At 52.2% G+C, this 19,039-nt stretch carries 18 protein-coding genes; 7 read left to right on the top strand and 11 right to left on the bottom strand.

Features of this window, described 5'->3' with window-relative positions; genetic code table 11:
- The first annotated feature begins 196 nt into the window (after positions 1–196).
- Both EI42_RS12040 and EI42_RS12045 read left to right on the top strand, forming a co-directional pair.
- The gene (locus EI42_RS12040) at positions 197–1,579 is read left to right on the top strand and encodes a glycoside hydrolase family 1 protein (protein ID WP_111322209.1); all 1,383 of its coding nucleotides are present in this window, start codon (positions 197–199) and stop codon (positions 1,577–1,579) included.
- A gap of 124 nt (positions 1,580–1,703) precedes the next feature.
- On the top strand, positions 1,704–2,285 hold the full coding sequence (locus tag EI42_RS12045; protein WP_111322211.1) for a DUF4126 domain-containing protein: 582 nt from the start codon (positions 1,704–1,706) through the stop codon (positions 2,283–2,285).
- A gap of 5 nt (positions 2,286–2,290) precedes the next feature.
- Here the strand turns inward: EI42_RS12045 and EI42_RS12050 are convergent, their stop codons facing one another.
- Positions 2,291–2,917 carry a hypothetical protein gene (locus EI42_RS12050; RefSeq protein ID WP_111322213.1) on the bottom strand — a complete coding sequence of 209 codons (627 nt, stop codon included), beginning with the start codon at positions 2,915–2,917 and terminating at the stop codon, positions 2,291–2,293.
- Positions 2,918–3,189: 272 nt separating this feature from the next.
- Between EI42_RS12050 and EI42_RS12055 the strand changes: the two genes are divergently transcribed.
- Positions 3,190–4,191, top strand: coding sequence for a BON domain-containing protein (locus EI42_RS12055; RefSeq protein WP_111322215.1), 1,002 nt, complete (start codon positions 3,190–3,192; stop codon positions 4,189–4,191).
- Between the two features lie 52 nt (positions 4,192–4,243).
- On the opposite strand, the gene EI42_RS12060 is transcribed toward EI42_RS12055, so the two are convergent.
- The 3 genes from EI42_RS12060 to EI42_RS12070 all read right to left on the bottom strand — a co-directional run bounded on the left by EI42_RS12060 (position 4,244) and on the right by EI42_RS12070 (position 6,932).
- Positions 4,244–5,458 carry a trans-sulfuration enzyme family protein gene (locus tag EI42_RS12060; protein ID WP_111322217.1) on the bottom strand — a complete coding sequence of 405 codons (1,215 nt, stop codon included), beginning with the start codon at positions 5,456–5,458 and terminating at the stop codon, positions 4,244–4,246.
- Between the two features lie 62 nt (positions 5,459–5,520).
- The gene (locus EI42_RS12065) at positions 5,521–6,006 is read right to left on the bottom strand and encodes a redoxin domain-containing protein (RefSeq protein ID WP_111322219.1); all 486 of its coding nucleotides are present in this window, start codon (positions 6,004–6,006) and stop codon (positions 5,521–5,523) included.
- Between the two features lie 113 nt (positions 6,007–6,119).
- Positions 6,120–6,932 (bottom strand): Cof-type HAD-IIB family hydrolase, encoded by an 813-nt coding sequence (locus tag EI42_RS12070; protein ID WP_170142564.1) that lies wholly within the window; start codon positions 6,930–6,932, stop codon positions 6,120–6,122.
- Between the two features lie 190 nt (positions 6,933–7,122).
- On the opposite strand from EI42_RS12070, the gene EI42_RS12075 reads away from it, so the two are divergent.
- The 4 genes from EI42_RS12075 to EI42_RS12090 all read left to right on the top strand — a co-directional run bounded on the left by EI42_RS12075 (position 7,123) and on the right by EI42_RS12090 (position 10,597).
- Positions 7,123–7,965 (top strand): P-loop NTPase, encoded by an 843-nt coding sequence (locus EI42_RS12075; protein WP_111322223.1) that lies wholly within the window; start codon positions 7,123–7,125, stop codon positions 7,963–7,965.
- A 13-nt stretch (positions 7,966–7,978) separates the two neighbouring features.
- Positions 7,979–8,443, top strand: coding sequence for an NUDIX domain-containing protein (locus EI42_RS12080; protein WP_170142565.1), 465 nt, complete (start codon positions 7,979–7,981; stop codon positions 8,441–8,443).
- A 75-nt stretch (positions 8,444–8,518) separates the two neighbouring features.
- A complete protein-coding gene (locus tag EI42_RS12085; RefSeq protein ID WP_111322226.1) occupies positions 8,519–8,905 on the top strand; it encodes a hypothetical protein in 387 nt (128 codons plus the stop codon).
- 255 nt (positions 8,906–9,160) lie between these two features.
- Positions 9,161–10,597: a serine/threonine-protein kinase gene (locus EI42_RS12090; RefSeq protein WP_137686229.1), complete on the top strand. Its 1,437-nt coding sequence runs from the start codon at positions 9,161–9,163 to the stop codon at positions 10,595–10,597.
- Between the two features lie 50 nt (positions 10,598–10,647).
- Here EI42_RS12090 and EI42_RS12095 read toward each other — a convergent pair whose 3' ends face one another.
- The 7 genes from EI42_RS12095 to uvrB form a co-directional block, all read right to left on the bottom strand.
- On the bottom strand, positions 10,648–11,385 hold the full coding sequence (locus tag EI42_RS12095; RefSeq protein ID WP_246046366.1) for a ubiquinone/menaquinone biosynthesis methyltransferase: 738 nt from the start codon (positions 11,383–11,385) through the stop codon (positions 10,648–10,650).
- Positions 11,386–11,428: 43 nt separating this feature from the next.
- Positions 11,429–12,421 (bottom strand): polyprenyl synthetase family protein, encoded by a 993-nt coding sequence (locus tag EI42_RS12100; RefSeq protein WP_170142566.1) that lies wholly within the window; start codon positions 12,419–12,421, stop codon positions 11,429–11,431.
- A gap of 303 nt (positions 12,422–12,724) precedes the next feature.
- Positions 12,725–13,552 carry a hypothetical protein gene (locus tag EI42_RS12105; RefSeq protein WP_111322232.1) on the bottom strand — a complete coding sequence of 276 codons (828 nt, stop codon included), beginning with the start codon at positions 13,550–13,552 and terminating at the stop codon, positions 12,725–12,727.
- Positions 13,553–13,765: 213 nt separating this feature from the next.
- Entirely contained in the window at positions 13,766–14,644 is an 879-nt protein-coding gene (locus tag EI42_RS12110; RefSeq protein WP_137686230.1) for a hypothetical protein, read from the bottom strand.
- Between the two features lie 375 nt (positions 14,645–15,019).
- Positions 15,020–15,895 carry an agmatinase gene (gene speB, locus EI42_RS12115; protein ID WP_111322236.1) on the bottom strand — a complete coding sequence of 292 codons (876 nt, stop codon included), beginning with the start codon at positions 15,893–15,895 and terminating at the stop codon, positions 15,020–15,022.
- A 184-nt stretch (positions 15,896–16,079) separates the two neighbouring features.
- Positions 16,080–16,514, bottom strand: a complete 435-nt coding sequence (locus EI42_RS12120; RefSeq protein ID WP_111322238.1) for an S-adenosylmethionine decarboxylase family protein — start codon at positions 16,512–16,514, stop codon at positions 16,080–16,082.
- A 521-nt stretch (positions 16,515–17,035) separates the two neighbouring features.
- Positions 17,036–19,024 carry an excinuclease ABC subunit UvrB gene (uvrB, locus tag EI42_RS12125; protein WP_111322240.1) on the bottom strand — a complete coding sequence of 663 codons (1,989 nt, stop codon included), beginning with the start codon at positions 19,022–19,024 and terminating at the stop codon, positions 17,036–17,038.
- Positions 19,025–19,039 lie beyond the last annotated feature (15 nt).

Genomic DNA, 19,039 nt, shown 5'->3' on the forward strand with positions numbered 1-19,039 from the left:
TTCCTGTTTGTATTCCTGCAACAGGAGTGTATACTGTACATACCGTTTTTCTCTCTTCATCGGCATTGGGAGATGAACACGAAAAGCAAATGCAGAGAACGAATGGTATCCTGGTGTTATAGCTGATAGATGTATCTTTGACCTCTCTCCCCGTGCAGGAGAGGGCCGGGTCAGCGGAAAAGGAGAGACTGCGTTTATGGGAAACTCACAGAGATTACCATTTCCAGATGGGTTCCTATGGGGAACTGCCTCTTCTTCCTATCAATGCGAGGGCGGGAATATAAATAATCAATGGTACCGCTGGGAAGAGCAGGGACGTATTTTGAGCGGTGAGCATTGTGGCGATGCGGCGAACTGGTGGGAGGCTGCCGAACATGATTTTGAGCTGGCAGAACAGATGGAGAATAATGCCCTGCGGCTGAGTATTGAATGGAGTCGCGTGGAGCCATCTGAGGGCCGTTGGGACAGTGCGGCTATTGATCGCTATCGGGCCATGTTGCAGGACTTGCGACAGCGCAATATTACTCCCGCGGTCACGTTGCACCACTTTACTGAGCCTCTCTGGTTTGTTGAACGTGGTGGTTTTGCTCGAAGAGAGAATATTCGCCTGTTTCTGCGCTATGTTCATCATGTGGTAGACGCACTTCAGGATCTCTGTTCCTTCTGGATCACGATTAACGAGCCCAATGTTTATGCGGTAGAAGGCTATCTCCTGAAGAATTTTCCTCCCGGCGAAGGGAGTATTCTGCGGACGTTTCAGGTCCTCCATCATCTGATGCAGGCGCATGTCGATGCGTTCTATGTGATTCGACGGCTTCAGCCACAGGCCATGATTGGCTATTGCCTGCATTATCGTCTCTTTGATCCTGCTGATGCTCGCTGGCCGCTGGATCGTGCAGTTGCGGGTGCTCAGGATACCTTTTTCAATTGGGCTGCGCTCAGAGCGACGGAAACAGGTTTCTTTCCCTTTCCTTTGAAGCTGCTACTGGAGCCAGTTTATAAAGCTCCAGGGGCTCGTGATTATCATGGCATCAATTATTATACGCGGGAACTGGTGCGCTTTGATCCGACGGTGCCCTTTGAGCTTTTTGGACGTCGTTTTGTCAAGCCCGATACACTTCGCAATGATAAGGGGCTGGATCAGGATTTTGGGGAGATTTACCCCGAAGGAATGTACCGGGTGTTGCAGGGTGTCTACCGGCGAACCCGCGGCAATAAGCCGCTCTACATTACAGAGAATGGTTTCTGTGATGCATTAGATGATCGCCGTCCTCGCGCGATCTTAGAACATCTGGCAATGGTATGGCGGGCGATTCAGGAAGGGATCCCGGTTCGTGGCTATTTTTACTGGTCATTGACTGATAATTTTGAGTGGAACAATGGCTGGTATGCACGTTTCGGCTTGATCGATGTTGATCCGAAAACGCAGGTCCGAACGCCACGGCCCAGCGCCAGCATGTTTGGGGAGATCTGCCGCGCCAACGCTATTACAGAGGAGATCGTGGCCCGCTACGCTCCAGAGGCGCTGGAAACCATCTTCGGCCGGCAGAAGGAAACACAAAGCGAACTGGCTGTTTAGATCATTTGATCTTAACGAAAAGATCCGTCTTCTATAATAGAAAGGGGTTTTTTTCTAAAAAGGCTGAGTTTGCGTGCTCAGCTTCTCCGAGCTTTTGTCTTTTTGAAGCGCTAAAGGAATAAGCATGGATATAGGGACATCCTATGGTTTGGCATTATCATCCGGTATAAATGCATACCTTCCTCTTCTGTCTTTTGCGGTTGCAGTTCGCTGGTTACATCTCTATACCGTCCAGCCCCCATTTGAGTATGTTACATCCGATTGGTTTATGATCGTGCTGGCTATTCTAGCATTGGCCGATCTCTTTGCCGATAAGATTCCTGGTGTTGATCATGTCTGGGACGTAATTCATACGGTCTTGCGCCCGCTAGCCGGGGCGCTGGTAGCGGCGGTCAGTCAACATCAGGTCAGTGGGGCGGGGCTGGTGGTTCCGGTTGTACTTGGAGCCGGTCTGGCGGGCCTGGCTCATGTGACGAAGGCCTCAGTCCGCGTGACCTCAACTGCGACCAGTGTAGGCTTTTTGAATCCCATTATCAGTGTACTTGAAGATATCGGTATGTTGATTGGAACAGCGTTATCGCTGCTTGCTCCGATTGTCATGGTGATCGTTATTGTATTGTTTGTCCTATTCTTCCTGCTGACTGTGCCGCGGTTGCTCAAACGCTGGCGCAATCGACGCATGAAGCGGGCGGTCGCTGGAAGCTGACGACGTTATTCAGGAGAAAAGCCAGAGCGTGCCTGAGTGCCGAGCAGAAGACAGAGAAAGGGCATGCTCTGCTTTCCCGGATTCCATGCTGGTGAGCCCGGTAAAGCGAGGGGAAGACTGCGTTGCTGCTGAATAGTCTCTTCCAGAAGGGCCTGTTCCTGGAGCCTGTCAACCGCGAGAAGTGTAGTGTGAAGAATGGTGGTCGCGGCTCGGCTGGCGCGGTCGCTGATCGTGCGGGCCCATGCTTCCCCTAACCAGAGACTTGCACGCAAGCGCTCTCTTGTTGCCTCGTTCTGCTCCTCACTTGTTGTCCCCAATCGTTCCCAGGGCCGCCAGATGCGCCATGCACGCTTGAGATACATCAGGGCGGTACCGGGATGCTCTCGGCCTAATTGATACACGCCAGTGACAAATTCAAGCCAGCCCCAGGCCCGTGCCGCCTCGAACGTGGCTGTCTGGAAAGGGCCGGTCTCTGTTTGGACAAGTGGGAGATCGCCGCACTGGCGCTTGAGTGAGGTGCGTGTGCGGGAAAGGAGTTCTTCTCCTTCGTAGAGGTGCCCATGCAGACAGTTGCGAAACGCTTGCTGTGCTCGCTGCATATTGGTTGCAAATGAGTCCTGGTGCTCAAACATGAGGAACCCTTCCTTTTATGCTCGACCTTTGCTACTATCTCTATAAGGAGAGCTTACCATAGAAAAAAGGGTGTGCATAGCCTCCTGGAAGCCAGGTCTTTTTTGTCGCTTTTACCGTATAGAGTAGTGAGGAGGTGACCTCCTTCCGTAGGCTCCGGCAGGTAGCTTGTCGCGGCAAATAGAACGTGTTACACTGTCAATTTGGAATGATTGTAGTATTTTAGTCGAACTACATTCAGACATCTTTGAATAAAAGAGGCTGGATTTATAATATGGAAGCAACAACGTCTATCTCAGAGATGCTCAAGTTTGTGTTTGGGTGTAAGGTATTTTGCTCGGATGGTGAGGCGGGAACACTGACTCATGTCATTCTTGATCCCTCCTCGCGTCGTCTCGCTGCTATCGGTGTGAAAAAAGGCTTTCTTTTCGGCAAAACGATGTATGTTCCTTTTGAGGGTATCAGAAGTGCCTCGGGGGAAAGAGTGGACCTCAAGTTGAGCAGCGAGGAATTCGCGCAGGCATCCACAAACGAGCCTACTGGCGTCGTTATGGATAGTGGCAGTATCGTACAGAATGAGGGGACATCCGAAAGAGGAAGTCTGTCTCTGCTTGCTGTCGAGCCGGATAGCGGTGAAGTGAACTATATCGTCGCTCGTGGTATCCGCCAGGGCCAGAGCCTGATGATTCGCAAAGAGTATATCAAGCAACTTGAGAACAAGCATATTGCCACCGCAGTTCCTGAGTCGGTCTTCAAGGCACTGCCACGTTATCGCCCTGACTCTGAACTACAGAAGGAAGTAGAGCAGATCCTGTTCGATTTAACTCCTCTGCATGTGGATTTCAAAGGCATGGACGTTCGTGTGCTTGATGGTGTCCTGTACCTGGATGGCAATATCTCCAGCTCGCTGCGGGGGGATATTGTGAGAGATCAGGCGCTGGGTGTTGAAGGTCTGCTGGAGATTAAGAACCGCCTGGTGGCTGATGATGAGCTTGCCAGTGATCTGGCCGCCGTACTGGCGCACGATCCGCGGACGGCTGATCTGCCAATTGGGGTGTACCCGCGTCTGGGTGTGGTGCGCTTGAGTGGTGCGGTGCGCAACGAGCAGCAGAAGAATACGGCTGAGGTTATTGCCCGCTCGTTCTCTGGCGTGCGGGATGTGGTGAACGATCTATCCGTTGATCCTAAAACGAGCGCTCTGCATGTGCTTACCGCTTCGGTGGGCAGCGACGGAACCGAGATTGTTCCCGGCAAGTATATCAGACACACCAAATAATCCGAAAGCCCTCTCTCAGATGAAAGAGGGCTTTTTTGTGTCTTTTTTTTGATTACCCGAGAGCCTGTTCAAGATCCTGTAGAATGTCGTCGCAGTGTTCGATTCCGGCGGAGAGTCGAATGCAACCCTCGCTAATACCCAGTTCTTGAAGCTCACGCTTCGTTTGTGTGCGATGCGATGAAATAGGCGGATATGTCACCAGTGTGAACACATCACCCAGGGTGGTAGCAGGAAGGCAGAGTTGCAGGCTGTCCATAAAACGGAAGGCTGCTTCACGCGTTTGCTCTTTCAGGTCAAATGAAAGCAGGCCCCCATAGAGGCCAGGCCGAAGCAAGCGGTTTGCCAGTTCGTGGTGTGGATGCTCTGACAGACCCGGATAATAGACATGGGCCACTGCTGGATGTTGCTGTAAGAATTCGGCGATGCGGGCAGCGTTCTGGCTCTGACGCTCCATACGAAGGGCTAGAGTTCGCAGTCCTCGCGTCATCAGGTGTGTCTCAAAGGGGCTGAGAATGGCTCCCAATATGATTGCGTAATTGCGTACCTGACTGAGCAGGGCATTGGTGGCGCTTACCACAATTCCACCCGTGCTATCACCATGTCCCCCTATATACTTGGTGGTACTATGGACAACCAGGTCAAAACCATGCTCAATAGGCCTGACAAGATAGGGGGTGGTAAAGGTGCTATCAACGATGGTCACGGCTCCGATGGCTCTGGATGCGGTGCTGATCGCATCCAGATCGACCAGCTTGACCAGGGGATTAGAAATGGTTTCGACGAAGATGATGTCGGGCTCTTCTTCCTCGATCACCTCGGCAACGTCGGGAGTACAGAGATCCTTCAGAACAATGGTGACGCCCTGAGGGGCAAACACTTTTTGAAAGAGGCCTATTGTCGCCCCATAGAGGTCTTTTGAGGCGAGAATTTTAGCTCCCGGTGCGACTCCTGCCGCAAGGATTGCGGCGTGAATGGCCGCCATTCCAGAGCCAAAAGAGACGGCTCCTGCTCCCCCTTCAGCGGTAGTCATGGCCTCTTCAAACGTATTGGTGCTGGGGTTCCCGTGACGAGCGTAAACGAAGGCCGGTTCACCTTCGGGAGTAGTTCCCTCGAATGCCTTATCGAGAGCCTCGACTGAGTCATACAGATAGGTAGTACTGGCATGGATCGGCTGAACGGTTGGGGTCCCTGTTGGCAGAGCAGACAGGGTTGTGCGTCCGCTGTGGATCAGGAGCGTTTCGAGATCCCAGTCTTTTTTGTTCGTCATAGAAGTGAGTACCTCGCCATAAGCTAAAATGAGGGAGAAAAGCAGGCGCTTTCTCCCCACAATTAAGGTGTACAGAGACAGTTTATGTATTGCAGCGTTGCAAGCAAGTCGCTGATTGGCGGGAGATCTGCCACGGTCTCCACAGGTGTATGTGTTACCAGGGCATTGTAACGATCTGCCAGTACAAGGCAGGGGCGCAGCTCATGGGTCTCGTTTTTCCAGGAAGTGTAGCGCTCTATGACCGTTCCCTGTGGATCAGAAAGCAGTGGGAATGGAAGATGCAAGGTTTCCTGTGTATGCAGGTTTGTGATGACAGGATCGGCTGTAATGCTCAGAATAGCACAGCGTTCCTCACGTATAGCAGCATAGTGCTGAGCATATGCCTGGAGCACTGTCTGCTCTTCCGGTGTCCTCGAGCTCTGCAAGATGAGCAGAAGCAAATTTTCATGCTGCTTATAATCCCAGGGGCTATGGGGCATCCCATCAGTGCCTGGCAACGTAAAGATAGGGATAATCTGTCCCTGTTCCAGCGCTGGGGCTTGTGGCATAAAGGACCTCCTGATGTAAAAGCTACCCTGAAGCGTTCCAGAGGAAGCGGTTCTCTGTCGCCCGGTCAGGTGTTCTTCCTTATTGTATTACAAAACAGTGTATTTCTACATCTCTACACTTGAGAGGATAGGAGTGGGAGTACTTTTTCTTCAAGAGCCACAGCAACCCCTTCCTCGGCGTTGGTTTGCGTGACATAATCGGCGTGTGCCTTGACATCATCAGCGGCATTACCCATTGCGATGCCCAGACCGGCAAGGCGTAGCATCTCAATATCATTATGATTATCGCCAAATGCGACGATTTCTTCGGGCGCAACGTCGAGCATCCGGGCGACGCGAGCTAGGGCTTTACCTTTTGAGACATCTGGATGCAGGAATTCCAGGAGATCGCTGGCGGCCCGAGTCACATAGAGCTGGCCTGCGAAGCGCTCTTCAAAATAGGGAAGCGAGCGTAGCACATTGGCCGGTTCACCCACTCCCATCAGTTTGACGCAGGGTTGTGGATAAATGGTGGTGACATCCTCAATTATCACCGTTGGTGGCGCTGGCGGCAGATACCAGAATTCGGCTCCCGGCGTGCCCTGCTCTGCATAGACGTAGGTATTGGTATGATAGACACGGAAGAACTGCTTTTCTCGTAGTGCCGCCAGTGCATCATGCACCAGAGAGAGGGGAACCAGAGTCTCGTGAAGGATAGTATCATCTTTCGGGTCAACGATTACTGCTCCATTACAGGTTACTTGTGGTTTTGTTAATGGGAGCCCCGCGCAGAGGGATCGCAGCGCGGGATAGGACTGCCCGGTTGTTATCACAAGTTCCATGCCAGATGCCACGGCCTGCTGAATAGCGGCTCGTGTGCGCGGCGTGATCTTGCGCTCGGGGGTAAGAAGCGTGCCATCAAGGTCAATTGCTAAGAGTCGATACACAGAATACTCCTGATTATGAACAGATGTGCTTATCGCATGCCAATAAAACCTCTTCAGTATATCTGCCAGTTCTTGACTTTGGCAAACAGACAAGCCTGTTTCTGCTTGTCAAATGGGTAGTAAGTGCTTATACTTTCAGCAAGAGTAGAAGAAAAAGCAGTGTTTGCTACTACTGAAAGGATGAAATGTCATGTTGGGAAATCAGAGGGAGCGTTTACCAGATGTGGGCTCATTATTGGTTGTAGGGAGCGGCAAAGGAGGTGTCGGAAAATCAACGGTGAGTGTCAATCTGGCTGTAGCGCTGGCCCGAGCGGGGGCAAGTGTCGGGTTACTGGACTGTGATGTTTATGGACCGAGTGTGCCGATGATGCTCGGTGTGCGCAAGCGAGCGGCAAGCAGTGGCTTTCGTGCGATGTTGCCTCTGGCTGAGGCGAAAAATCTGGCTCCGGAAAAAAAGATTCCTCCATTGACGCGATATGGAGTCAGGGTGATGTCTGCCGGGTTTTTCATCGGAGAAGAGCAGGCCGTGGCGGCTTCGTCCGATATGCTTGGCTTGTTGATCCGCCAGTTGCTGTACTCGGTCGATTGGGGCAGGCTTGATTATGTGATCCTTGACCTTCCGCCGGGCAACGGAGAGCCACAGCAGACGCTCTGTCGGGAAATGGCGCTCGATGGGGCTATTCTGGTCACAACGCCTCAGGATATTGCGCGAATTGATACCGCGAAGGCGCTTGCGATGTTTCAGAACGCTGATGTGCCGGTGCTTGGTGTCGTGCAGAACATGGATGGCTTATTGTGTCCTCATTGTGGTGAGCGGATTGAGATCTACCCGCATAGCAAGGAAGTGCGCACAAGACTGGACCAGGTCCCGGTTCTTGGCTCGTTGCCTCTGGACCCGATGGCTGCCCGATGGAGTGATGAAGGGGTTCCGGTTGCCATCAGCATGGCAGAAACGCCGTTTGGGCAGGCTTTTTGCACGCTTGCCCGTGAGGTACTGGCACGACAGCAAACGCGTAATAGCAGTAACGAGTAACGATGAGGATGGAATGAAGGAAAAAGTCAAAGGCTGGCTCGCAGGTTTGATTTTTCGTTTGATTGCCTTCTGCACGCTCGGGCAGATCTCTCCTATTTTGAGTGCCTGTGTCATTGTTGAGCAGAATGGAAAGATCCTTCTGATAGATCGTTCGGATGGACTCGGCTTTACCATTCCTGGCGGCATTGTGCGTTATGGCGAAACAATCGAGCAATGTGTGCTCCGCGAGGCTAAAGAAGAGACCGGCTACGAGGTGCAGCTCGTCGGGCTGGTTGGTATCTATTCTGCGCTGAAAAGAGATCCCCGGTTTCGCGCCGTCTCTATTGCGTATAAAGGCGTTATTGTAGGAGGGACCGAGCATGGTTCCGGTGAGGGTCTTCCCTGTTGGCGTTCTCCTGAAGAGGTTTCCGGTGCAATGGCTTTTGATTGTGAAATGATGTTACAGGACTATCGCTGTGGCAAGGTGCGTCTCTCCTGAGTGTCTGTTATGGTATAGTAGTGGGGCGGATGCTATCTGGCTATTCATTCTAGCAGAGAAGGAGAATAATTTCGTATGTCGATCTGCCCTATTTGTGAGGATACGGGACTCCTCAATTCAGACTCGACAAAGCCCGAGTTTTGCTATTGTGCTGCTGGCAAAAAGGCGCGGCGTCAGTGGGAATTAGAGCGCGAAAAAAGCACATCTAAACCTGCAAGCTTTATCGATATCACTGAGCTGGAACAGGTGAATGCGAGCGTGGATGCCTTGCGCGCTTCCTTGCTTGGTTCAACTGCTTCGGAGGAGAGGGCCCCGCATAAGCAGCCTGTGGTACAGCTTCTGTATCGTGTGGCGCATCCGGGGCATGAGATTTCTGTGGTGGAAGCAACTCAGTTGTATGACCTGGCGAAAACGCTGGAAGGGTTTTTCGGAGGGCTTTCTGCTATTGGTCGGAAGCGGTGAAGGGGAAGCACGGATAGATATGCACATTGACATTTTGTGCCCTGTTCTTTATACTTGAAGCGGTATAGCATGCTTTCTTATGCTAAATTGTTATTTCTTGTATAATACAGGTCTTTCGAGCTGTGAGGTTGCCAGACCTTGCTCATGAGAGAACGTGGCAATGCCCAGCCCCGGAAATGGTGGGGAGGAAGTAGAAAGGAGGGCGGCGTGACTTCTTCGTGACCTGCGAAGAGGTGAAAGAGCACGTCGCAATATGTGATGGTTTGTCCACGCTGTGGTATGCAATGGGATGTAACCAGACGACCCTGTACGCGCTGTGGCTTATTTGTTCGATTACCGGAATCATCAGAAGCGCTCTCTCAGCCACAGAAGGCTCTCTTAGATGAACGCTCACAACGGAATTCGCCCGCACCAATCGAAGTGACTGGCAGGGATCCTTTTTCGGAGGTCATGCAGGAAAAGACTCCTGCTCCCCTTCCTCTTGTGGAGCCTGTAAAAGAGCGTAAACGAACGACTGAGGCAATGCCTCTCTTTGAGCCAGCACAAGCAACGGCTTCTATGGCGCTCTCTCCTCAAACGCCGAAGTTTGGCCTGATTGGTGAAGAGCTTGCCGAAGGTGGCTCGTTACGTAATGGTCGCTATCTCCTGCGTCGGTTGATTAGCAGGCAGGTCTGGCAGAAGCGGGCCTATGAGGCGTTCTGGCTGGCGCAGGATGTGCAACGTGGTGGGGTGCAAGTCTTTATCAGTGATGTGGGCCTGCCCGCCTACGATACAGCGGCGACGACGGTTCTACGCAACGCGACCAATACCTTTCTGTCGATCGGGCAGCATGCGCGTATTCCAGCTCTGTGGGATGCTTTTAGCGAGCGGCGACGCAATCTGTTTGTTTTTGAGGCAACCGAGGGCATGACACTGCTCTCCTCTATTCGTCAACGCAAACGTGCGCACTCTGAGGCAGAAGTGGTGGACCTCTGTTTGCAGATCCTCGATATTCTTGCTTTCCTGTCACAACAACCTGCACCAGTTGTGCATGGCTGGATTCGACCAGAACATATTCTGCTGAGCGGATCAGATCACAAGAGCTCGTTAATTGGCTTCTCTGTTGTGATGGCCGGGGGCGGTTGGCAATATCTGGCGGGCCTTGAGCGTCTGCGCCTCTCTCCGTATACCGTGCCTGAACTTGGCAATGGTCTGATCGATATTCGTGCCGACCTTTATTCGTTGCTCTCTACCGCCTATTTTGCCGCAACAGGAAGTGTTCCGGCCCGGGTTGCTACCAGCGCAATCGTTCCAAAGATTCGGCGCTTGAATCCCCAACTCTCGGAGGAATTTGAAGAGATTCTGGCGAAGGGGCTCCATGCGCGGGCCTCGCAACGCTATCAGCAGGTTGAGGAGCTTCAACAGGCCCTACAGGCGCTGCTTCCCTCGCTTACTAAGCCTAAAGAGGAAACAGTTGTTGTGCTGCGGGAGCGTGAGAAGCCATCTGTTGAAGATACAGTGGCGCGTATGCTCCCGGAAATGTTTGCGATCGATTTCGATGGTGAGGAGCGCGAGAAGGTTGCGTTGCTACCGAAGCCGGAGGAGCTGCCACCGTTGCGCACCGGGTATGAATGGCTCTGGGCCAGTGCCTGTTTTGGGATGATCCTTCTTGGTCTGGCGTTGCTGGTGGGGATCAGTCGCGGGATGCTGTAATGAAAGAGGCTTGTACTGCGGTACCCCTGACACCGACAGTACAAGCGCCTCTATTGTTCTGGCTTGGTGCCCACATGAATAGCGACCAGTCCGTTGTTCAGGTAGTAATAGCGAACGTCGCTCCAGCCAACCTCTTCCATCAGCTCCTTGAGGTGCGGAGCATCCGGGAAGACCGTCAGGGAATTAGGCAGGTAGTTGTATTCTTCCGGTGCTTTACCAACCAGACGGCCAAGAAGTGGGACCAGCTTATAAAAATAGATATAGAACAATGTGCGGAAGATCTTGCCGGGCGGGTGGGTGATCTCCAGGCAGACGACCCGACCACCAGGGCGGACAACACGCAACATTTCGCTAAAGCCCTGGCGAAGGTTGGTCAGATTGCGGGCAATAAAGCCATGACAGCACCCATCAACACTATTGTCGGGCAGATCGATATGTTCTGCGTCGCCGGTACGGAGCTCAATGCTTTCCTCAAGTCCGAGTCGTTTAATTTTCTTACGGCCCTGTTCCAGCATTTCCGGCACAATATCCATGCCAATCATGCGGGTACCAGGTTTGGCCTGACGAACTACAGTGATAGCGAGATCAGCGGTCCCGGTTCCCAGATCCAGCCCCGTTTCACCGGTAGCTAGAGCCAGATAGCGAGCCGCCCGTTTGCGCCAGTAGATATCCAATCCCAAACTCATCAGCCGATTCATCAGATCATAGACGCCTGCGATGCGGCCAAAGAGACGCTGGACATAAGGGCGCTTTCCCCCGGTCTCGCGAAACTTTTCCTCTAGATTCATAGACGTTTTGATGCTCATTGACATGTATCCTATCGGAGTTGTATCAGCGGTTGCGGACAATCACAAAGTCGACCAGCTCATCCAGGATGTCGCGGTGAGACGAGGGGGCGAAGCTGTAGAGCGCTTCTCGCGCTTTTGCTCCGTGCTCCTCTGCTGCTTCAAAAGATCGATTGATCGCGTCACTCTGAACAACCCAATCAACGACAGAGCGAATCTCGTCTTCATCCTGTGACTGACCGCCTAAAATGTGCTGTATCTGCTGGCGTCGGTCAGCGGACGCGTTTTCTTGTAGTGCGTAAATAAGCGGAAGCGTTACCATCCCCTGGCGAAGATCATTTCCGGCTGGTTTGCCGATGGTTGATTGATCCTGCGTATAGTCCAGAATGTCATCAATAATCTGGAAGGCGACGCCCAGGTGCAGGCCGTACAGGTAGAGCTGCTCAATCTCTTCAGGCGAAGCGCCGCATACGGTCGCGCCACCTTTACTACAGGCAGCCATCAGACAGGCTGTTTTATGCTTGATTTTCTCGTAGTAGGTTTCAATCGTGAGATCAATTTGCCCGGCGGTCATCATTTCCAGAATGGTTCCTTCACAGACAGTTGCGACCGTATCTGAGAAGAGGTGATCAATGCGGTGATCCTCAATATCAGCGATCAGGCCTGCGGTTTTGGCGAAGTAGTAGTCTCCAAGCAGTATAGCGATCTTATCTCCCCAGACAGCATTGACGGTTGGCTGTCCGCGTCGGGTTTTGGCTTCGTCAACAATATCATCATGGATCAGTGTCGCTAGATGCAGCATTTCATACGCGACACTCAGTGGTAAGAGCTTTTCGATATTGTAGTTCTTGAGTTTTCCTGCCAGGAGGGTTATTGCGGTGCGAAGCCGCTTTCCTGGGGAGCCCAGGGCATGCATTGAGGCTGAGTTAAGAATGTCCAGCCCGGAGGATGCCCTTTCCTGAAATGTTTTATCGACAAGGTCTAAATCGGCCTGAATACTGGAAAAGAGTCGGCTCAAAGTGGCCGCCGTTGTATTCATCAGGAATTCTCCATTTCGTCTATCTTCTGGCATTGTGCACCTGGCCTGGAGCAGAACAAAGCGCGTGTACGAGGCTCCCTGTTTATCCAGATAAAAAATATAATCCTGTATAGATTATAGCGTGTGCTGTCTATTACAGAATAGGGCCATGTGCAACCGTCATTAGTGTATCACAAGTTGGGCTTTGTATCGATGTTTCGTAGTGTGCCTGCACATGAAACAGGATGGGTGCCCAGAGAACGACTGGACACCCATATGAACAAACCTGAACTTTAAAAGCGTGCGAAACGCGTTGTGAAACGGCTACTGTTTCTCCTCATCCTGAGCATGCTGGCGGCCTTCGGCCCGTTTTTTCTGCTCATGAGAAGGGGAATTTTCTGGCTTATTGTGTCGAACGCCCTGTAAGAGCTCGGCTGTATCCTGCTCGATTTCTTGCCAGAAACGGGCCTGCTTGCGTTGAGCGGGCCGCGAACCCTTTAAAACACGACCACTACTGAGCTGTGTTGTATGCCGTTCCTGTCGTGGTGGTTTGTTCGTTGGTGTCTTATGGTGTGTAGGTTTATGCTGGGAAGAATGCCCGGGATTTTCAAATGTATGAGTAAAGGACTCATAATCTCCCTCGAAGCGCGCAGCATTTTTGGAGGGTCTTCTGTCCTGGTACTGCCCACCGTAAGGGGGTTGGTACCGCGTTTCATGTGACTGGTGCTGACTGCTCCTTTCGTGATATGGGGTATACCCTCCTTTCCTCGGTTTCTGATAGGAGTCGCGAGGTGTCTGTCCTCGGCTATTTGGGTTTGAGGAAAAGGGACTCTGGTAGTTGTTGTGTGGAGATACCGGATTCGCATGATTATGTTGTGGTCGCTGCCCCCGCCTACTGCTACCATACCCGTTATTGGAGGAAGATGCTGACTGTGTCCGACCATTCTGGTAAGGATACATAGAGCCGTTATTGCGCGGCTGATAATCAGCATGTCTGTTTTGAGCGCCCAGGGCCCAACCCCGATCTACAACCTCACGGCTGAGACGTACACGGGTGGGACGCGCTTGCTGCTCATTGCGATACTGATTGGTGGACATATCGCGTGGCGGGCGTTTGTCTTCTCGCCCTGATTTACTGAAATCTCTGGTCATAAATCCTTTCATGCTTTAACTTTGTGCTGGGGGATGTTGTTAAAAGTGGGTGGTTAGTTCGGCTAGCCCCTCCTGCTGCCTCCCATTATCCTTCCACACTATAAGAGACGCGCGTTGGTGGCTACAACGGTTGTGTAGATAGCACGTCTCCTTCAGTATACCACATCCCCCTGAAAGAAGAGAATAGAAACGGTTGGCCCTGACCAGACCGGTTCAGGAGCCACTTTCTTGCTCTGGTTTGGGCTGCTGAAGCAAAGGCACAGCACGAAAATCGCTCTGCGCACTGCCAAACATGGCAAGCCGATGATTGGCCTGTTCATCGGGAAGCAAAGGCCGTAACGTGACGGTGTAATAGTTCCCATTTTCCTCAAAATCCTGTTGCGCCCCCTTCATCACCTCTTTGAATTGCTGAACCTGTTCTGAAGTCAGGAGCAGACCATGTGCCGGCAGGGTAAATTTCAGGCAGCTTGTTTCCAGATTGGGGGTGTTCTCATTTGCGGGATTTTTGCCGCACTCGGAATATGCCGCTTGTTCCGCAGTATACTCGGTGAGTGGCCATGCCGGATGAGAGGCCGTAGGATCAGCGCCATAGGCGCGGCGGATCAGTAGCGCGTAGTGATTGGTTTGATAAGGCTCTGTTGGGCCTGTGAGCGCCTCCGAGATGGCAGTCAGGGCTTTCCCGAGCCGGGTGTATTCATCACGATCCTGCGCGTTGGCCTGATAGTGTCCAAAAGTCCCATACTGCAATTGAGTTTGCTTGCCATTGAAGGCCAGTTGTAGATAGGTTGAGTTTTGATCCTGAATATCAGAGAATTGCTTGCGTGAGAAATCAAACAGGTTGTAGGTGTTGGCAAGTGTATCCAGCAGCGTTTGCAGGCTGTCTGAGGCAAGCTGTCCCTTTTTTTCGACGCCAAGCACGTATGTGCCATCGCTATAAATGCTGATCTGTGGGCTGAAGGAAAGTGTCCCATGCAGGCCGCCGCCGTAGAGCGTGCGAATAATCGGCTGAGCGGGATCATCTGCGTTCAGCATGATCTGCTGGCGTGGTGCGCTTTGTTGTGGTTGGGTGCTGCCCACGACATTGTTTTGCACTGTGGTACAGCTTGTAAGGAGGCAGAGCAAAAAACAGGTCAGAAGAGAGAGTTTCTGCGTTTCTCTATAGCGTCTTTTTAATTGTCTTATCAAGCGTGTCATCAATTATTCACCAGACGGTTTTTTGAAAAAGAGGAGAGTATAACTCTTCCCTTGTCAGTATAGCAACGATGGGAATAAGCATACAAAAGGGTCAATGGCCTCCCGCTAAAGGTGGGCCCATTCCTCTCCCGCCTGAAGACGGGAGCTTCCTGGGCCGGTGAGGTGAAGCTGAGAATGCGGGAAGATCGGAGGTGAGATCTCTTCCCGCATTCCTCCCCTTTTTCTACAACGAGGAAACGCCTCTCTCCGTCTCGATAGAGGGAAAGAAAGTAGTTATTGTTTGGCGAAAAAGCGGTACCCGAGCATCTTATGCACCAGACGGGCTGCCAGAAACTCCGCATGAGCCTGATTGGGCATCGGACAGAGCTCAACAACGTCCATGCCAACGACGGTGGACCGGCGGCATACTTCCCGCACCAGATCGAGAACCTGATACCATGAGAGGCCTCCGGGTTCCGGGGTGCCTACTGCTGGCATTGCGGCAGGGTCAAAGGCGTCAAGATCAAGCGTGATATAGGTATGTTTGCCCAGACGCTCCCAGGGAATTTGGGCCGTGCCACGTGCGATTTCGTAGGCCCAGACGATGGAGACGTTCGGCCTGGTTTTCATAAACGCAACTTCTTCCGGGCTGAAACTGCGAATACCGATCTCCAGTAGGGGAATTCCCATATCAACCACGCGCCGCTCGATACAGGCATGCGAGAGAGGGGTACCTTCGTAGGTGTCGCGCAGGTCTCCATGTGCGTCAATATGGACTACGGTGAGATCCGGGTAGTGTTCATGGACTGCTTGAATGACGGGGGCAGAAAGCGAGTGCTCCCCGCCGAGCGTGAACGGGAATTGTCCGCGTTGCAATACCTCGCGCACTGCGTCGCCGGTGGCTTTGAGTGCGGCTGCATGATCCATACCGCTATAGTCCAGTGGGGCGCGAGTGTGCACGCCTATGTCTGTCGGGCAACAGTCAAGCTCTTCGTCATACAGTTCCATCTGGCCAGAAGCCTCAAGGATCGCTTCTGGCCCTCTGGCGGTCCCCTTCATATAGCACACGCTATATTCGAGGGGAGCAGGAATAATGATAACCTTTGCTTTATCTGGCTCACAATAGGGGGCATCAGGTGCCAGGAATTGAATGCCAGGAGGATTGACCATACCTCAAGACCCTTTACTGTATTTATGCAGGCGTTGATAAATGCCTGGTTGCTATCTAAATAATCGAATTGGGGAGCAAGAGAGGGAGGATGGGAGAAGATACGATGCCTGTATAAATACTCCTCATCCTCCAGTATAGCTAGAATGAATGGCAAATAGAAAATCTGCCTTTCCCTTTGTGCCCTTAGCGTACCTCCGTCGCCTTTTTCCGGCGAGCGGCGAGAGCTGCTTCGAGGCGGGCAGGATCTGGCTCATCAGGGCGGAGTGAGCGCGTTGCCCTGACCACGAAATGGGATTCTACATCGTCAGTCTGGAAAATCTCTTTTGCATATGCTATAGCGTCTTCCTGACTGAATTCTTTGCAGGAGCATATATCGATATCTACTTCGCCATATTCGGGCCAGGCATGCAGACTGATATGGCTTTGCGCGATAACGACAAAACCAGACATCCCCGCATCCAATGGATTAGAAGTTTCAATATCATAGAGGTGGACCGGGCTGACCTTCTCCATTCCAACGCGGTCCGGGTACTCAGTGAGAACACGGCGGAGCAGCGGTTCATTCTCCAGGATACCACGGTCGATGTTGTAGAGTTCCAACATCAGGTGTACGAGCATCGCATCTTCCTCCACAAGATTTCGTTACGTGGGTTAATGAATAGGCTAAGTGCCTGAATCATGGTATCTGTCGCATGCAAAAAGCATACGGTTGATATTATATAGTAGTTTGTCAAGTAATTGGCAAAAGAAAAGTGTGAATTTTTTTACCGGGTGCAATAGATCTCTTCCACCTAATAATCAGTTCGACTGCATCCAGAGAACAGGCCTTCTCTCCACCTAATACTCAGTTTATGGTTTCACTAAATAGGAAAAAAAGGTTGTCATTAGGTGTAATAGCCCGCAGAAGGGCCTGAACAGCATCGCTTTTTCCTCTTCTGCCGTTTCTTCCTGTTCGGAAACGGGAATAGATAACTCCGGGATTGGGAGGTATTGGATCGTTGTATCGAGATATGCTGAAGGCGGGCTCAAGCGAGCACAATCTGAGGCATGGCAGGGTATGTTGTCGCTTGACGCTCAAGTATGTGTCGAGTGTGAGGGGACAGAAGGAGGAGGGAACAGAGGCCTCCTCCCTGTTGTCATTATTCAATCATCGAGCGCCTGACCTCAATAATCTGGTCGCGCAACTGGGCTGCTTTCTCAAATTCGAGTTGTTTGGCGGCGGTGCGCATCTGCGCTTCCAGATCCTTAATCAAGCGGATCGCTTCATCTTTCGGGATACCGTTCAGCACTTTAGCAGCAGCCTGCTCATTAGCTTCCTCCGCTCCGCTCATCGCTTTCAGGCGTTCCGAGAGGGTCTTTACTTCTTTCTTGATACCGCGAGGTGTGATATGGTGCTGCTCATTATAGGCGATTTGCAAACGGCGGCGGCGATTGGTCTCGTCGATCGCGCGTTGCATTGAGCCTGTAATGGTATCTGCATACATAATCACGCTTCCTTCAACATGGCGGGCTGCGCGTCCGATTGTCTGGATCAGGGAGCCTTCAGAGCGCAGGAAGCCCTCTTTATCGGCATCCAGAATCGCGACCAGTGATACTTCTGGTAGGTCCAGACCCTCACGCAGAAGGTTGATACCGACCACGACATCGTAGACGCCCATACGCAGGTCTCGTAAGATCTCAACTCGCTCAATGGTGTCGATCTCGGAATGCAGGTAATGGACCTTGATATTCAACTCCTGCATATAGTCAGCAAGATCTTCGGCCATTTTCTTCGTCAGTGTCGTGACCAGAACACGTTGTTCCTTTTCGACGCGGGCACGAATCTCCGCGATCAGATCATCGATCTGCCCCTTTGTTGGTCGCACTGAGATAGCCGGATCGATCAGACCGGTTGGGCGGATAAGCTGCTCGACAATGGCGGTGCTATGCTCATATTCATACGGGCCGGGTGTGGCCGATACGAAGAGTGCCTGCTTGATCTGACGCTCAAACTCTGAGAACGTCAGTGGGCGGTTATCCAGGGCCGAAGGCAGGCGGAAGCCATAATCAACCAATACCTGCTTACGCGATCGGTCACCTGCATACATGCCGCGAACCTGCGGGAGGGCCACATGCGACTCATCGACCACAAGAAGAAAGTCTTCCGGCATGTAGTCGAGCAGTGTCCAGGGCTGTTCTCCGGGGGCACGTCCCGACAGGTGGCGTGAATAGTTCTCGATGCCGGAACAGATTCCTGTCTCACGCAGCATCTCAATATCAAAGTTGGTGCGCTGTTTCAGGCGTGCGGCCTCAAGGAGCTTGCCTTCGGCTTCGAGCTGCTGTAGGCGCTCCTCTTGCTCTTGCTGGATCGACTCAATGGCTTTGTTCAGGCGTTCCTGGGTGGTAACCCAGTGTTTTGCCGGGTAGATATCGAGTCGCTGGCGCTGACCCAGAACTTCGCCGGTCAGCGGGTCAATCTCAGTCATGCGCTCGATCTCATCGCCGAAAAACTCAATCCGTACGGCCAGGTCTTCATAGGCCGGGAAGATCTCAAGCACATCGCCACGAACCCGGAACCGACCACGAGTAAAGTTTGCGTCATTGCGCTCATACTGGATCGAGGTCAGATGGCGTAGAATGCGATCTCGGCGGCGCTCTTCGCCGACTTTCAGGGTAAGAACCACCTGATTATATTCTTCAGGACTACCCAGACCATAGATACAGGAGACCGAGGCTACAATAAGCACGTCGCGACGCTCAAAGAGGCTGCGCGTTGCAGACAGGCGCAATTTTTCGATCTCCTCATTGAGCATGCTTTCTTTTTCGACATAGGTATCTGTACGCGGGATATAGGCTTCTGGCTGATAGTAGTCATAGTAGGAGACAAAGTACTCTACAGCATTATTCGGAAAGAACTCTTTGTATTCGCTATACAGTTGAGCGGCAAGCGTCTTATTGGGAGCCAGTACCAGTGTAGGCTTTTGTACCTGCTCGACCACTTTGGCCACTGTGTAGGTTTTTCCACTTCCGGTGACTCCCAGAAGCGTCTGATATTTATACCCCTTCTTGATCCCTTCTGCCAGCTTTGCAATGGCTTCTGGCTGATCGCCGGTTGGCTGAAAAGGTGCTTCAACTTTAAATTCAGGCATAAAGGTGTTTCCCCG

The sequence above is a fragment of the Thermosporothrix hazakensis genome (assembly GCF_003253565.1).
GTDB classification, from domain to species: domain Bacteria; phylum Chloroflexota; class Ktedonobacteria; order Ktedonobacterales; family Ktedonobacteraceae; genus Thermosporothrix; species Thermosporothrix hazakensis.